Origin of the sequence: Denitratimonas tolerans, from assembly GCF_037203605.1 — a bacterium.
Lineage (GTDB): Bacteria > Pseudomonadota > Gammaproteobacteria > Xanthomonadales > Xanthomonadaceae > Denitratimonas > Denitratimonas tolerans.
Map to the genome: position 1 here is coordinate 72,475 of NZ_JBBDHC010000016.1, position 15,156 is coordinate 87,630.

The following is a 15,156-nucleotide window of genomic DNA, read 5'->3' on the forward strand; positions in this document are numbered from 1 at the left end:
TTACGCTGCGCGGCAGGGCGCGCGCCCGGTCAAATGGGTGCGACGAAATCGTTGCCGTGCATGTCGATCAGCTCCAGCGCGCGCCCGCCGCCGCGCGCCACGCAGGTCAGCGGATCGTCGGCCACCTGCACATAAAGCCCGGTTTCGTCGGACAGGAGCTTGTCCAGATCGCGCAGCATGGCGCTTCCGCCGGTCAGCACGATGCCGCGCTCGTAGACGTCGGCGCTCAGCTCGGGCGGGGTCTGCTCCAGCGCCGCGCGCACCGCGCTGACGATGCCCGAGAGCGGCTCGTGCAGGGCTTCGAGCACTTCGTTGGAGTTGATCGTGAAGTTGCGCGGCACGCCTTCGGCCAGGTTGCGCCCGGAGACCTGGATCTCCTTCACGTCCTCCTGCGGGAAGGCGCAGCCGACCTCGAGCTTGATCCGCTCGGCCGTGGTCTCGCCGATCAGGGTGCCGTGGTTGCGCCGCACGTAGCTGATGATGGCCTCGTCGAAGCGGTCGCCGCCGATGCGCACCGACTGCGAATAGACGATGCCGTTGAGCGAGATCACCGCCACTTCCGAGGTGCCGCCGCCGATGTCGAGCACCATCGCGCCGCGCGCCTCGTGGATCGGGATGCCGGCACCGATCGCGGCCGACATCGGCTCCTCGATCAGGAACACCTCGCGCGCGCCGGCCTCCTCGGCCGATTCCTTGATCGCGCGGCGCTCGACCTGGGTCGAACCGCAGGGCACGCAGATCAGCACGCGCGGGCTGGGGCGCAGGAAGCGCGACTTGTGCACCCGGCGGATGAAGTGCTTGAGCATTTCCTCGGTGTGCGCGAAGTCGGCGATGACGCCGTCCTTCAGCGGCCGCACCGTGGTGATGTTGCCGGGGGTGCGGCCGAGCATGCGCTTGGCCTCCAGGCCCACCGCCGCAACCTGCTTGGGCGAACCGGGGGTGCGGTCCTGGCGGATGGCGACCACCGAGGGCTCGTTCAGCACGATGCCCTGGCCGCGCACGTAGATCAGGGTGTTGGCGGTCCCCAGGTCGATCGAAAGGTCGTTGGAAAACAGACCACGCAGCATCTTGAACATCAAAGTCGGCCCGGCAGTCGGAAGCAGGAAAAGCACGCTAGCCTAGCAACCCGGCAAAACCGCGGCAACACGCGGTTTTCAAGGTGTTAGCCGCCTGTTAACGGCGGCTTCGGCGGGCGATGCCGCGTGCGGGTGGTTCAGCCCGACGCCGGCTGCGCGTAGAATCGACGGCTTTGCCGGCGCGGACCGGCCCTGCACCGAGGATTTTCGATGTCGGCTCTGATCTGCGGCTCGCTCGCCTACGACACCATCATGGTCTTTCCGGACCAGTTCAAGAACCACATCCTGCCCGACAAGGTGCACGTCCTGAACGTCTCCTTCCTCGTGCCCCGGATGCGCCGCGAGTTCGGCGGCTGCGCCGGAAACATCGCCTACAACCTGAAGCTCCTGGGCGGCGACCCGATCCCGATGGCCACCGTGGGGCAGGATTTCGCACCCTATCGCGAGCACTTCGAGGCCTGCGGCATCACCCTGGACAAGGTCAAGGAAATCGACGGCCTGTTCACCGCGCAGGCGTTCATCACCACGGATCTCGACGACAACCAGATCACCGCCTTCCACCCCGGCGCGATGATGCGCAGCTACGAGAACCACGTGAAGGATGTGCCCGACGTGCGCTTCGGCATCGTCGGGCCGGACGGCTACGAGGCGATGCTGCAGAACTCGCGCGAGTTCGCCGAATGCGGCATCCCCTTCATCTTCGATCCCGGCCAGGCGATGCCGCTGTTCAACGGTGCCGAGCTGACGCAGATGATCGAGGAGGCTACCTACGTCACCGTCAACGACTATGAATCGAGCCTCCTGGAAGAGCGCACCGGGCTGTCGGCGCGGGCCATCGCCGAGCGCGTCGAAGCCTACATCGTCACCCGCGGCAGCAAGGGCTCGGAGGTCCACACCCGCAAGGGCGAGCTGACCATTCCGGCCGCCAGCGCGATCCGCGTGGTCGATCCCACCGGCTGCGGCGACGCCTATCGCGCCGGCCTCATCTATGGCCTCATGAACGGCATGGACATGCCCACCGCCGGGCGCATCGCCTCGCTGATGGGCGCAATCAAGATCGAGCACCTCGGCCCGCAGAACCAGCGCTTCGATTTCGACGGCTTCACCGAGCAGTTCCGCCAGCAGTTCGGCTATGCGCTGGGCTGAGTTGCCTAGCGGCGCGAGATGAAGGGGCTGCCCGCGACGTAAAACCGCAGCGGCTTGAGCGCCCATTCGCCGGCGTAGTCGACGCCGATGCGCGGGCGCACCACGATGTCGGCCGCGTCCACCGCCGGTGCCGCCGCGATGAAGAGGTCCGCGCTGCACAGGTCGTGGCCGTAGTGGCGGCGGTCGATGCCCATGGCCTTGCACAGCCGGCCCGGCCCGTTGCTGGCGAAGGGCAGTTCGCCGACGGGTTCGAGCGCGCGCAGCAGCACCGCGGTGCCCGAACCTTCCGCCCCGGTCACCACGTTCATGCAGTGGTGCATGCCGTAGATGAGATAGACGTAGGCGTGGCCCGGCGGGCCGAACATGGCCTCGGTGCGCGCGGTGCGCCCTTTCGATGTGTGCGCGGCCAGGTCCGTCGGGCCCAGGTACGCCTCCACTTCCACGATGCGGCCCACGCGCGTCGTCCCGTCCCCCCGATGCACCAGCCATTGGCCCAGCAGGGCGCGGGCCACCGCTACCGTGTCGCGGTCGTAGAACGCACGCGGCAGCGGCGTGAGGCGGGCGGGCGCAGGCACGGCGATCAGACGCCGCGTGCTTCCAGCGCCGCGACCGCCGGCAGGGTCTTGCCCTCGCAGAATTCCAGGAACGCGCCGCCGCCGGTGGAAATGTAGGAAATGCCGTCGGTCACGCCGTACTTGTCCACCGCCGCCAGCGTGTCGCCGCCGCCGGCGATGGAGAACGCGGAAGATTCCGCGATGGCCTGCGCCAGCGCCTGGGTGCCGCCGCCGAAGGCGTCGAACTCGAACACGCCGACCGGGCCGTTCCACAGCACCGTGCCGGCATCCGTCACGATCTGCGCATAGCGCGCCGCGGTGGCGGGGCCGATGTCGAGGATCATTTCATCGCCGCGCACCTCGTCCAGCCCGCGCACGATGGGCGTGGCATCGGCCGAAAACGCCGTCGCCACCACCGCGTCCAGCGGCAGCACCAGGCGCTCGCCGGCCTCGGCAAGAATGGCGCGCGCGCTGTCCAGGAGGTCGGCCTCCATCAGCGAGGTGCCCACGCCGTGGCCCTGCGCCGCCAGGAAGGTGTTGGCGATGCCGCCGCCCACGATCAGCCGGTCCACCTTTTCCAGCAGGCTGGAAAGCAGGGTGAGCTTGGTCGAGACCTTGGAGCCGGCGACGATGGCCAGCAGCGGGCGCGCCGGATTCAGCAGCGCGCGCGTCAGCGCATCGAGCTCGGCCATCAGCAGCGGGCCGCCACAGGCGATCTTGGCCTCGCGGATCACGCCGTGGGTCGAGGCCTGGGCGCGGTGCGCGGTACCGAAGGCGTCCATCACGAACACGTCGCACAGCGCGGCGTACTTCTTCGCCAGTGCGGGATCGTCCTTGCCTTCGCCCACGTTCATCCGGCAGTTTTCCAGCAGCACGATTTCGCCGGGAGCCACGTCCACGCCGTCCACCCAGTCGCGCATCAGCGGTACCGGGCGGCCGAGGAGTTCCGACAGGCGTCGGGCCACGGGCGCGAGCGAATCGGCCTCGGAGAACACGCCCTCCTTCGGGCGGCCCAAGTGCGAGGTCACCATCACCGCCGCGCCCTTTTCCAGCGCCAGGCGCAGGGTCGGAAGCGCCGCGCGCAGGCGCTGCTCGGAGGTGACCTTGCCCGCGGCGACGGGTACGTTCAGGTCTTCACGGATCAGCACCCGCTGGCCGGAAAGATCGAGGTCGGTCATGCGCAGGATCGCCATGGGGCAGGCTCCGTGAAGGAAACCCGCATTGTCGCCGATCCCGCGCCGAAGCGTCAGGCCGGGCCACCTGAATGAAGCCGCCATCTTTGATCCGCATCAAGTGCGCGCCCCGCCGCCGCTGGCAGACTGCGCCCCATGGCCACTCCTCTTTTCTTCAGCGACGAACTGCTGCAGCGCTACGACCGCCCCGGTCCGCGCTACACCTCCTATCCCGCCGCCCCGCGTTTCCACGAGGGCTTCGGCGACCGCGAGCTGCGCGAGCACATCGCGTTGAGCAACGAGGATCCGGTGCCGCACCGGCTCTCGCTCTACGTCCACATTCCGTTTTGCGAAAGCCCGTGCTTCTACTGCGGCTGCAACCGCATCATCACCCGCGACCACCGCAAGGGTGCCGCGTACCTCGCCGCGCTGGATCAGGAGATCGAGCGCGTCGGGCCGCTGTTCGACCGCGATCGCGAAGTCATTCAGCTGCACCTGGGCGGCGGCACGCCCAACTTCATGACCCCGGCCCAGCTCGGCGCGCTGCTCGACAGCCTCGGCCGGCACTTCAGCTTCAGCGCGACCGCCGACCGCGACTACTCGATCGAACTCGACCCGCGCCACGTCACCCCGGACGAGATCGGCGAGCTGGCGCGGCTGGGCTTCAACCGCGCCAGCCTCGGCGTGCAGGACTTCGATCCGGTGGTGCAGGAGGCGGTCAACCGCATCCAGGGCGTGGAAATGACCCTGGACCTGATCCGCGCCTGCCGCACCCACGGCCTGCGTTCGGTCAACGTGGATCTCATCTACGGCCTGCCCAAGCAGACCGTCGAAGGCTTCGGCCGCACCCTGGATACCGTGCTCGAAGCCCGGCCGGACCGCCTGGCGATCTACGGCTACGCCCACCTGCCCGAAGTCTTCCGCGCCCAGACCCAGCTCAAGGCCGAGGATCTCCCCAGCGCCGCCACGCGCCTGGCGCTGCTGCGCCTGGCGATCGAGAAGCTCACCGCCGCCGGCTACGAGCACATCGGCATGGACCACTTCGCCCTGCCCGAGGACGAGCTGGCCAAGGCGCGGCGCAGCGGCAGCCTGCACCGCAACTTCATGGGCTACACCACCCACGCTGAAACCGATCTGATCGGTCTGGGCGTGAGCGCGATCAGCCATATCGGTGCCAGCTTCAGCCAGAACCCGCGCGACCTGGGCACCTGGGAAGCGCGCCTGGCGCACCAGCCCGACGCGCTGCCGGTGTGGCGCGGGCTGTCGCTGGATGCCGACGACCGCCTGCGTGCGGACGTGATCGGCCAGATCATGTGCCTGGGCGAAATCGATATCCGCGAGGTGGAAGCAGGCCACGGTATCGACTTCCGCGAGTATTTCCGGGCGGCGCTGGCGCGCCTCGAGCCGATGGTGGCCGACGGCCTGGTCGAGATCACCCGCGAGCGCGTCCGCGCCACCCCGCGCGGCCAGCTCCTGCTGCGCCACGTCGCCATGGCCTTCGACGCCTACCTGCACGAACGCGCCGAAGCGATGGCGCCGGCGCGGTTTTCCAAGGCGATTTGAGTTACGGAGCGCACGGGTACGGCGCGGGTCAACAAGGCTTCGAGAAAGCCTGTGTTCCGCATTCGGCAGATCTTTCTCGCGCTTTGTCAAAGGGCCCGGGGCGGTGGGAAACGTCCTGCTGACGCTCGTAATGCTCTGATTTCGCTGCTGGACAATGACCTGAGCAACGGTCTGTATGGCTTCTCAAGCCATGTCTCTGGCGGGCACGGCGCGCCTCTCTTCATTGTCCCAACCGGGCAGTTGACAAGCGAGGCGTTTTGATGTACTGGTCAAAAGTGGCGGGCTGATCAACCATTGGATCACTGATTGTGAGATCGGGCTTCAACGGCTTGCCATGACAGCGCGGTCTCCAGGGAGCGAAGACGCAAACATCTTGCAGCGGCACGAGGCGGCTTCCAGGCGGCCTCTTTCAGTGATTCGGGCAATCTACCGGGGGCGAATTGTCTTGTGCCATTCGCTACGCTTTACAGCAAAAGGAGGTGTTTCGATGAAAACCATCATTTCTCTCTTGGCACTGCTGATGGCCGCCCTCATTCCTGCAGGCCAGGCTGGCGCTCAATATTGCGAATACACCAATGCGCCAGATATTGATGGAGAGTATAAGTGCGGCAAATGCGCATACAATCCCGTTGGCTACCCAAAATATGAGCCGTTTCTTTTTATAAATTGTTTCTACGGCTGCCTGAGGTGCCAGGTTATCGCCCCCCGTCCGGGAGAGGATTCATCGTATTGCGATGAGGGTAGGCGGGATAGTTTTGCCATTGAAGATCCAGCGAACTCCGTATTGCTTCGTCTCACCGATGCGTTGGAAGGTGCCGACTGGGACGCACTCGTGAATAAATCACCGGCACATGCCATGTTTTTTGTTGGTGCCAAGGCGAAAGGTGATGCTGGAGAGCGCGTCGATGTGCGCGATTGGCACATAGCGATTCCGTTCATTCCGACGGAAGCCGTCGTCCGGATGTTCCAGGACGGCAGCGCCTCTCCCGCAAGTGTCGAGCGGGCGTCGGGAGCATTGAATCCCAATCAGAGCGTCAAGGTGGAAGCGCGCGGCAGGTCGCTCGACGGTGCAACGATCGAGCTGAATCTTGCTACCGTGATGGAGGTTGCTTCCGGCCTGGATGAAAAAATCCAGCGCGTGCTTGAGTCGGAAACATATTATTTGACGAGAAATGAGTCGCTGGATTATTTGAACAATTCTGCTGTCGGAAGCTATTCCATTGACTTCAGCATTGCCAAAAGCGCGGCTCACCCCGAAAAATAAGCCGCGCACTTCCGGTGCCCTGCGCCCCTGAAAACCGCGCCACGCTTGTAGCGTTCGCACGATTTTCCAAGTGGCCCGCGTCGCGGCGCGAGTACGATGACGCCCGCCGCTGCGAACAGCATGCGCAGCCGCGGGTGAACGCAGCAGTCGGCAGTCAATCCAGGAACAGATCCGGCAGCAGCGGCCGGCCCGGATCCACCGCGTAGCCGGAGAAGTCCGTCACTCCGGCCTCGCCCAGCACCTCTTCGTCGATCAGGAAGCGCCCGGTGAAGCCACTCGCCGGGCGCACCAGCACGGCGTGGGCGGCGTCGGCGACGATTTCGGGGGTGCGGCAGCCGCGCGTGTCCACGCCGGGAATCATGTTGAGCGCGTCGGTGGCGATGATGGTGCGCGGCCACAGCGCGTTGATCGCGATGCCGCGCCCGGCCAGCTCCGCGGCCAGGCCCAGGGTGACGAAGCTCATCCCCATCTTGGCGAGCGTGTAGCCGGTGTGCGGGGCCCACCATTTGGGATCGAGCGAGGGCGGCGGCGCGAGCGTGAGCACGTGCGGGTTGGCGGCCTTCAGCAGGTGCGGCAGGCACTTCTGCGTGACCAGGAAGGTGCCGCGCGCGTTGACCTGCTGCATCAGGTCGAAGCGCTTCATCGGGGTTTCGGCGATGCCCTTGAGCCAGATCGCGCTGGCGTTGTTGACGAGGATGTCGATGCCGCCGAAGCGCTCCGCCGCGGCGGCGACCGCGGCCTCCACGCCGGCTTCATCGCGGATGTCGCACTGGATCGCCAGCGCCTGGCCGCCGGCTGCTTCCACCTCGGCCGCGGCGGTGTGGATGGTGCCCGGCAGCCTGGGATTGGGCACGGCCGACTTGGCCGCGATGACGATGTTGGCACCGTCGCGCGCGGCGCGCCGCGCGATCGCCAGGCCGATGCCGCGCGAGGCACCGGTGATGAAGAGGGTCTTGCCGTCGAGGGAGTTCATGGGGATGCCGTGAATGAAGCAGGAACACGCCGGCACTCTAGCCCAGAAGCCCGTACGCGGGTGCCTTCTATACTTCGCCGATGAATTCGCAGACGCTCGACGCGCTGATCGCCTGGGTCGGCCACCATCCCACCGCAGCAGGCGTTGCGATCTTCCTGATTGCGTTCTTCGACGCCGTGGTGATCCTGGGGTTCGTCGTTCCGGCCATTCCGCTGCTGTTCGCCATCGGCGCGTTCATCGGCTTGGGTACCCTGGATGGCCCGTACGCAATCGCCTGTGCCAGCGCCGGCGCGTTCGCCGGCGACGGACTGAGCTACCTGTTCGGCCGCCACTACGGCGATCGCCTGCGGCGGATGTGGCCGTTTTCGCGCTATCCGGGCTGGCTGCCGCAGGGCGAGGCGATGTTTCGTCGCCACGGGCTCAAGAGCATCCTGATCGCACGCTACGTGGGTGCGGTGCGGCCGCTGGTGCCGGCCATCGCCGGGATGCTGGAAATGCCGGCGCGACGCTATGTCCCGGCCAGCGCGGTGGCCTCGCTCAGCTGGGGTGCGGCGTTCCTGCTCGCCGGCTGGGCCTTTGGTGCCTCGATCGACCTGCTTGCCGCCGTCGCGGGGCGGCTGGCGATCGTGGTGGGCGCGCTGCTGGCGCTGCTGGCGCTGATTTATTTCACCGTTTACCAGACTTACAAGGTGCTGGCACCGCGCACCTCGCTGATCCTGTCGCGGCTGCTGCGCTGGTCGGTGCGGCATCCGGTGCTGGGGCGTTTTGCCAGCGCCCTGATCGATCCGCGCCGGCGCGAATCGTCTTCGCTGCTGGCGATGGCGATCCTTCTCATCGCCGGAAGCTGGGCCTTCTTCTCGGTGCTGCTGCTGGCCGCCGGCCACGACGACCCCACGGCGCTGGATCTGACGGTTCACCACCTGATGTTCGGCCTGCGCACCCCGCTGGCCGATGTGCCGATGGCGGTGCTGGCCAGCCTGGGCGACTGGCAGGTGCTCGTGCCCGGCGTCACCGTAGTGGCGCTGTGGCTGGGCTGGCGCCGGCGCTGGGTGGCGCTGGGGCACTGGATCGCCGCGTTCGTGTTTGCCCTGGCGGCGGTCTGGGTGCTGGATCGCCTGATCCAGGTGCCGCGCCCGCCGGCGGCCATGGCGGTGGCCGGCTTCGATTTCCCCTCGGCGCAGGTCACCATGGCGACCGTCGTGTTCGGCTTTTTCGCCGTGCTGATCGCGCGCGAGCTGCCCGGTCGCCGCCGGGCGTGGCCCTACGGCATCGCGGCCATCGCGGTGGCCACGATCGCCTTCGCGCGCCTGTACCTGGGCGCGCACTGGCTGACCGACGTGCTGGGCGGCATTTTCCTGGGCGTGGCCTGGATCGCGGTGCTGGGGCTGGCCTACCGCCGCCGCGCGCTGCGCTCGTTCTGGATGCGTCCGCTGGCGCTCGGGTTCTATCTGTGCGTGATCGGCGTCGGACTCTGGCACGGCCACCGCAGCGCGTCCGACATCCTGGGCCAGTTCGCACCCCCCGAGCTGCGCACCGGAATACGCGCCGATGCCTGGCGCGACGGCGCCTGGGCGGAGCTGCCGGCGCGGCGCAACGATTTCCTGAGCAAGCGCGCCTGGCCGATGAACCTGCAGTACGCCGGCCCGATCGGTCCGCTGCGCGATCGTCTGCAGGCCGCCGGCTGGGAACCCGGCCCGCCGGCGAACATCGAAACCCTGCTTGCCATCCTCGACAAGACCGCGACCCCGGACAGCCTGCCGGTGCTGCCGGCCTCCCACAGCGGGCATGGCGATGCCTTGCTGATGACCCGCCCCGGCCCGGAGCCTGACACCCGCTTCGTGCTGCACCTGTGGTTCGCGCCGCTGTCGCTGGCACCGGACGAAACGCCCGTCTGGCAGGGCGCGGTCGCACTGCTGCGCGTTGGTACCGAGCTTTCGATCTTCCGCCTCTGGCGCGTGCAGGGTGACGATGGCGCGGCGCTGGAGGCCGTGTCCGGCGATCTGCCGGATCTGCCGCAGCATCGCGTCGCGCGCGGCGAGGACGGCACCCGGGTGCTGCTGCTGGGGCCGGATCAGGCGCGCTGAGCGCGCGGAGCCAGGGCCGTTGCGGTCCTAGGGATCGTCCAGCACGCGCAGGCGGCGTTCGCCATCGCTCAGCCGCACCGCGACCTCCTGTCCGCGCGACAGCGAGGCGGCCGATCGCACGCTGCGCCCGTCGGCATCCAGCACGATCGCATAGCCGCGCTGCAGCGTCGCCAGCGGATTGACCGCGTTGAGCGCGCGCGCGAGCGCGGCCAGGCGCGTGGCCTCGCGCGCAAGGCGCAGGGTGATGCCGCGATGGTGCGTGTCGATGAGCCGCGCGCTGGCTGCCGCCAGCGCCTCCACGCGCGGCCGGGGGTGGACCGCGGAGAGACGCCGCACGAGCGGGCCGAACCGCGCCCGGCGCGCGGCCTGCGCCTGGCCGATGCCCAGCCCGAGACGGTGCCACAGCATGGCGAGGCGTTCCGCGCCGCGCTGCAGCCGGGCCAGCGGCTGCTGCGCACCCAGGCGGTGCTGCAGTGGATCCAGACGCAGCCAGCCGCGCTCGATCCCGCGCCGCACGGCGATGTCGATCTGCTCACGCAGGCGGTGCAGCCGCCGCCGCAGGTCGCGACCGTCGGGGCTGAGCAATTCCGCGGCGGCAGAAGGGGTGGCGGCGCGCAGGTCGGCGACGAAGTCGCTGATGGAGACATCGATTTCGTGCCCGATCGCACTGACCACGACGGTGCGCGCCGCCGCGATGGCGCGCGCCAGCGCTTCGTCGTTGAAGGCGGCCAGATCTTCCAGCGAACCGCCGCCGCGGGTGAGCAGGAGCACGTCGTAGCGCGCGCTGGCGTCCGCGCGCGACAGCATCCGCACGATCTCGGCCGCAGCCTGTGGACCCTGCACCGGCACCGGAAGCAGGTCCACTTCCAGCAGGCCGAAGCGCCGCCGCAGCACGGTCAGCACATCGTGTACCGCCGCGCCGCCGGGCGAGCTGAGCACGCCGATGCGGGCGATGCGCGCCGGCAGCGGCCGCTTGCGCGTCGCGTCGAACAGGCCTTCCGCGGCCAGCTGTGCCTTCAGTGCCTCGAACGCGCGCCGCAGCGCACCTTCGCCCGCTTCCTCCAGGTGGTCGACGATGAGCTGGTACTCGCCGCGCGGTTCGTACAGCGTGACCCGCCCGTGCGCGAGCACTTGCAGCCCGTCGACCGGGCGGAAGCCGAGCCGCTGGCTCTTGGGCTTGAACAGCGCGCAGCGCACCTGGGCGCGCGCGTCCTTGAGGGCGAAGTAGAGGTGGCCCGACGCCGGGCGGGAGACGCCACCCAGCTCGCCTTCGATCCAGACCTGGCCGAGCGCGTCCTCCAGCAGGCCGCGCGCCAGCGCATTGAGCTGCGCGGGTGCAAGGACCTGGCGCGGCGGGGCGGGAAGAGGCGGTGTCACTGTGGCGTACGGTGCGGCGTGGGCATGGCATGATTTTCACACGGAATCGAGAAAGTGTCCGCAAATACACTGATTCACAATGCCTTGTGCCGAGTCGCGACGCGCCCGGACTTGCGATCCGGCGCGCGTCGCGGGAAGCTGCGTCCTGTCCGTCGGCCTCGCCTGGAGCGCGCATGATCAATCCCTACCGCAGCCTGAGCGCGAACCTGCCGGAGCGCCTGCCCGCCGGTCGCGACGCGCTGCCGGCCGATGCCAAGCGGCTGCATGCCTGGGTCGATGCCCTGCCGCGTGCCAACCAGCAGGCCTATCTGCTCCAGCTGTCCGGCGCGCTGGACGCCTTCCACGCGCGCCAGCTCGAGGGCTTCACCCGGCTGGAGGTGATGGAGGTGCTGCGTACGCCGCTACTGGAGGCGATCACCCTGCTGACCAGCCGCCTGCAGGGCAGCAGCTTTCCGCTGGCCGGGAGCAAGGCCGAGACGGCCGCGCAGCTGATCCACCTGCATCGCCAGCTTGCGCTCGGCTATCGCATGGCGCTGGTGGAAGCCTGCGCCCCGGCCGGCAAGGTGCCGTTCCTGCGCGGCAGCACGGTGGCCGTGGCCCTGGTGCGTGCGGTCTACCACCACGTCCGCTGGCTGGCCACGAGCTACTTCCTGTATCGCTCGCCGGAACCGGACGTGTGGGCGCAGCTTTACGCGCTGGCTGCGTTCGCCAGCGCACGCGGCCTGGACGACAAGGCCGTCGAGGACGCCTCCGAGCGTCGCTCGCTGACGGTGGCACTGCTGCAGAACCAGGCGGTGCTGATGGCGCTGGCCAATCCCTACCGCTTCAGCCAGCGCGAGCTGGTGGAGCTGTGGTCGCTGTGCCGCGACGTGGCGGCGACGGTGGAGATGACCCCGCAGCGCTTTGCCGCGGCCGGCGTGCTGGCGATGATCGACACCGACCTGCCGCCGACCTTCGTTTCGCGCGCGCCCGATCCGGATGAAGGGGACATGCTGTGGATCGACCTGCGCAAGCTCGAGGCGCTGGTGCGCGGCACCCTCTCGCGCAGCGGCGAGGGCGGCGAGGCCGTGCTGCGGCTGTCGCGCGACTACCGCCTGACGGTACCGACCAGCCTGCTCGAACGCGCGCTGGAAGGCTGGAGCCAGGATGTGACCCGCGCCAGCCCGCGCCTGGAAGGAGGCTACGCGCTCGACACGATCGTGGGCCTGAGCGGCCTGCACTACCAGCTCGCCGGGGGCCAGGATTTCGACTCCTTCATGCGCGAAGTGCGCGGCGTCTCGGCGGTTTCCCTGAATCGGGCGTCCTGGGCCCAGGCCAGTGCCGATGCCGTGCACGCGACGCTGGCGAGCGCACGCATCCAGGACCAGAGCCTGGGCGGCTACCGGCTGCGCTGGGAGGCCGCGCAGGGCGTGCGTGCCCGCATCGGCGAACTGGTCGGGCTGGGCCTTCCGGCCGAGGGCGGTCCCTACGACTGGATGGTCGGCCTGGTGCGCTGGCTGCGCTACGACGAAGGCGGCATGGAGGCCGGCGTCGACCTGGTTTCCCGGCGCGCCCACGCGGTCGGCCTGCGCTCCCTGGACGAAGCCGGGGGCTCCGAGGCCCCGATCCGGGCGATCGGGCTGGCACCGCTGTCGGGCGAGGCGAGCGGCCCCGAGCTGTTCCTGCTGCCTGCGGTCAACGATGTCGACGCGCCCCGGCTGGAAGTGACGCGCAGCAGCGATCGCTGGGATGGGCCGGGCGCGAAAGGCTCCAACGTCTATGCCTGCGGCGCGCTGCGCACGCTGCGTCGCACCGGCGACTATCTGTTGGCGGAGGCCGACCGCGCCTGAGTCGTGCGTGCGACGGCGCGCTTGCGCGATAATGCGAGGCTGCGTGGCACCGTACCGGTGCCCCGTTCCTGCAGGTGAGGCATGAGCCGCGTATCCACTCCGATCCGTCATCGCACCCTCGCCGCCCGCGTGGGTGGTGTCGCGCTGGGCGGGGATGCACCCATCGTGGTGCAGTCGATGACCAACACCGACACCGCCGACGTCAACGCCACCACGCGCCAGGTGGCCGAACTCTGGCGCGCCGGCTCCGAGCTGGTCCGCATCACCGTCAACAACGCCGAGGCCGCCGCCGCCGTGCCGCGCATCCGCGACCGGTTGGCGATGATGGGCGTATCGGTGCCGCTGATCGGCGATTTCCACTACAACGGCCACCAGCTCCTCACGGATGAACCCGCCGCCGCCGAGGCGCTGGCGAAATACCGCATCAACCCGGGCAACGTCGGCTTCGGGCGCAAGCGCGACACCCAGTTCGCCACCCTGATCGAACTGGCCCTGCGCCACGGCAAGCCGGTGCGCATCGGTGCCAACTGGGGCTCGCTCGACCAGGACCTGGCGGCGCGCCTGATGGACGAAAACGCCGGGCGCGCCGAACCCTGGGACGCCGCCGCAGTGCTGCGCGAAGCGCTGATCCGCTCGGCGCTGGATTCGGCCGCGCGTGCGGTCGAGCTGGGCATGGCGCGAGAGGACATCATCCTGTCCTGCAAAGTTTCCGGCGTGCAGGATCTCATCGCCGTCTACCGCGACCTGGCGTCGCGCAGCGACTACCCGCTGCACCTTGGCCTGACCGAGGCCGGCATGGGCAGCAAGGGCATCGTGGCCTCGTCCGCGGCGCTCGCGGTGCTGCTGCAGGAAGGCATCGGCGACACCATCCGCATTTCGCTCACGCCCGAGCCGGAGCAGTCGCGCACCGCCGAGGTGATCGTGGCCCAGGAGCTGCTGCAGACCATGGGACTGCGCGCCTTCACCCCGATGGTGACCGCCTGCCCGGGCTGCGGGCGCACCACCTCCACCTTCTTCCAGCACCTGGCCAAGGTGGTGCAGGACCATGTGCGCGAAAAGATGCCGGTATGGAAACTGGCCCATCCCGGCGTGGAGAACCTGACCCTGGCGGTGATGGGCTGCATCGTCAACGGCCCCGGCGAATCGCGCCACGCCAACATCGGCATCTCGCTGCCCGGCACCGGCGAAGCGCCCGCCGCGCCGGTCTTCATCGACGGCAAGAAGGCCATGACCCTGCGCGGGGAAAACATCGCCGAGGAGTTCGTCGGCATCATCGACGGCTACGTGCGCGAGCACTACCGGATCGCGGGCGACTGATTCCGCGCAGTCTGCCTTGCGATAAAAAACAAAGGGCCGCATTTGCGGCCCTTTGCCTGTACTTGCGGGAAATGGCCGGAATCAGCCCTTCATCAGCTTCGCCAGGGTGCTGCCCAGGTCGCCGGGCGACTTGACCGTGGTGACGCCGGCTTTTTCCAGCGCCGCGAACTTGCCTTCGGCCGTGCCCGAGCCGCCCGAGGCGATCGCGCCGGCGTGGCCCATGCGCTTGCCCTTGGGGGCCGAGGCACCGGCGATGAAGCCGACCACCGGCTTGGTGACGTATTCGGCGATGAACTCGGCCGCTTCTTCCTCGGCGCTGCCGCCGATTTCGCCGACCATGATGATGCCCTCGGTCTGCGGATCGTCCTGGAACAGGCGCAGGGCGTCGATGAAGTTCATGCCCTGGATCGGATCGCCGCCGATGCCGATCACGGTGGACTGGCCGAGGCCGGCGCTGGTGGTCTGCTTGACCGCTTCATAGGTCAGCGTGCCCGAACGCGACACGATGCCGACCTTGCCCACGCTGTGGATGTGGCCGGGCATGATGCCGATCTTGCATTCGCCCGGGGTGATGACGCCGGGGCAGTTGGGGCCGATCAGCACCACGTCGTCGTAGCCGGCGAGCACGTGCTTGACCCGCAGCATGTCCAGCACCGGGATGCCCTCGGTGATGCAGACGATGACCTGGATGCCGGCGTCGGCCGCTTCCAGGATGGCGTCGGCGGCGAACGGGGGCGGCACGTAGATGACCGAGGCGTTGGCACCGGTTTCCTCGACCGCTTCGAGCACCGTGTTGAACAC

Annotated in this window: 12 protein-coding genes; 6 read left to right on the plus strand and 6 right to left on the minus strand. The window is 68.6% G+C overall.

Going from position 1 to position 15,156, the window contains the following annotated elements; translation table 11 throughout:
* Positions 1–29: 29 nt before the first annotated feature.
* Positions 30–1,076, minus strand: coding sequence for a rod shape-determining protein (locus WB794_RS11090; RefSeq protein ID WP_337335917.1), 1,047 nt, complete (start codon positions 1,074–1,076; stop codon positions 30–32).
* Between the two features lie 210 nt (positions 1,077–1,286).
* On the opposite strand from WB794_RS11090, the gene WB794_RS11095 reads away from it, so the two are divergent.
* Positions 1,287–2,222 carry a carbohydrate kinase family protein gene (locus WB794_RS11095; protein WP_337335918.1) on the plus strand — a complete coding sequence of 312 codons (936 nt, stop codon included), beginning with the start codon at positions 1,287–1,289 and terminating at the stop codon, positions 2,220–2,222.
* A 5-nt stretch (positions 2,223–2,227) separates the two neighbouring features.
* Here the strand turns inward: WB794_RS11095 and WB794_RS11100 are convergent, their stop codons facing one another.
* Both WB794_RS11100 and WB794_RS11105 read right to left on the minus strand, forming a co-directional pair.
* A complete protein-coding gene (locus tag WB794_RS11100; RefSeq protein WP_337335919.1) occupies positions 2,228–2,797 on the minus strand; it encodes a DNA-3-methyladenine glycosylase in 570 nt (189 codons plus the stop codon).
* 5 nt (positions 2,798–2,802) lie between these two features.
* On the minus strand, positions 2,803–3,969 hold the full coding sequence (locus tag WB794_RS11105; RefSeq protein WP_337335920.1) for a phosphoglycerate kinase: 1,167 nt from the start codon (positions 3,967–3,969) through the stop codon (positions 2,803–2,805).
* A 135-nt stretch (positions 3,970–4,104) separates the two neighbouring features.
* On the opposite strand from WB794_RS11105, the gene hemN reads away from it, so the two are divergent.
* A complete protein-coding gene (gene hemN, locus WB794_RS11110) occupies positions 4,105–5,511 on the plus strand; it encodes an oxygen-independent coproporphyrinogen III oxidase (RefSeq protein WP_337335921.1) in 1,407 nt (468 codons plus the stop codon).
* Between the two features lie 487 nt (positions 5,512–5,998).
* Complete coding sequence (locus WB794_RS11115) at positions 5,999–6,775, plus strand: hypothetical protein (protein ID WP_337335922.1); 777 nt, start codon at positions 5,999–6,001, stop codon at positions 6,773–6,775.
* 154 nt (positions 6,776–6,929) lie between these two features.
* On the opposite strand, the gene WB794_RS11120 is transcribed toward WB794_RS11115, so the two are convergent.
* The gene (locus tag WB794_RS11120) at positions 6,930–7,748 is read right to left on the minus strand and encodes an SDR family oxidoreductase (protein ID WP_337335923.1); all 819 of its coding nucleotides are present in this window, start codon (positions 7,746–7,748) and stop codon (positions 6,930–6,932) included.
* A gap of 80 nt (positions 7,749–7,828) precedes the next feature.
* On the opposite strand from WB794_RS11120, the gene WB794_RS11125 reads away from it, so the two are divergent.
* Positions 7,829–9,832 carry a bifunctional DedA family/phosphatase PAP2 family protein gene (locus WB794_RS11125; protein WP_337335924.1) on the plus strand — a complete coding sequence of 668 codons (2,004 nt, stop codon included), beginning with the start codon at positions 7,829–7,831 and terminating at the stop codon, positions 9,830–9,832.
* A gap of 27 nt (positions 9,833–9,859) precedes the next feature.
* On the opposite strand, the gene xseA is transcribed toward WB794_RS11125, so the two are convergent.
* Entirely contained in the window at positions 9,860–11,209 is a 1,350-nt protein-coding gene (gene xseA, locus WB794_RS11130) for an exodeoxyribonuclease VII large subunit (RefSeq protein ID WP_337335925.1), read from the minus strand.
* Between the two features lie 173 nt (positions 11,210–11,382).
* Here xseA and WB794_RS11135 point away from each other — a divergent pair, with 173 nt between their 5' ends.
* Positions 11,383–13,038, plus strand: a complete 1,656-nt coding sequence (locus WB794_RS11135) for a hypothetical protein (protein WP_337335926.1) — start codon at positions 11,383–11,385, stop codon at positions 13,036–13,038.
* Between the two features lie 81 nt (positions 13,039–13,119).
* The gene (ispG, locus tag WB794_RS11140) at positions 13,120–14,355 is read left to right on the plus strand and encodes a flavodoxin-dependent (E)-4-hydroxy-3-methylbut-2-enyl-diphosphate synthase (RefSeq protein ID WP_337335927.1); all 1,236 of its coding nucleotides are present in this window, start codon (positions 13,120–13,122) and stop codon (positions 14,353–14,355) included.
* A gap of 81 nt (positions 14,356–14,436) precedes the next feature.
* Here ispG and sucD read toward each other — a convergent pair.
* Positions 14,437–15,156 (minus strand): succinate--CoA ligase subunit alpha (gene sucD / locus WB794_RS11145; protein WP_337335928.1); only part of this gene is annotated, 720 nt, incomplete at its 5' end.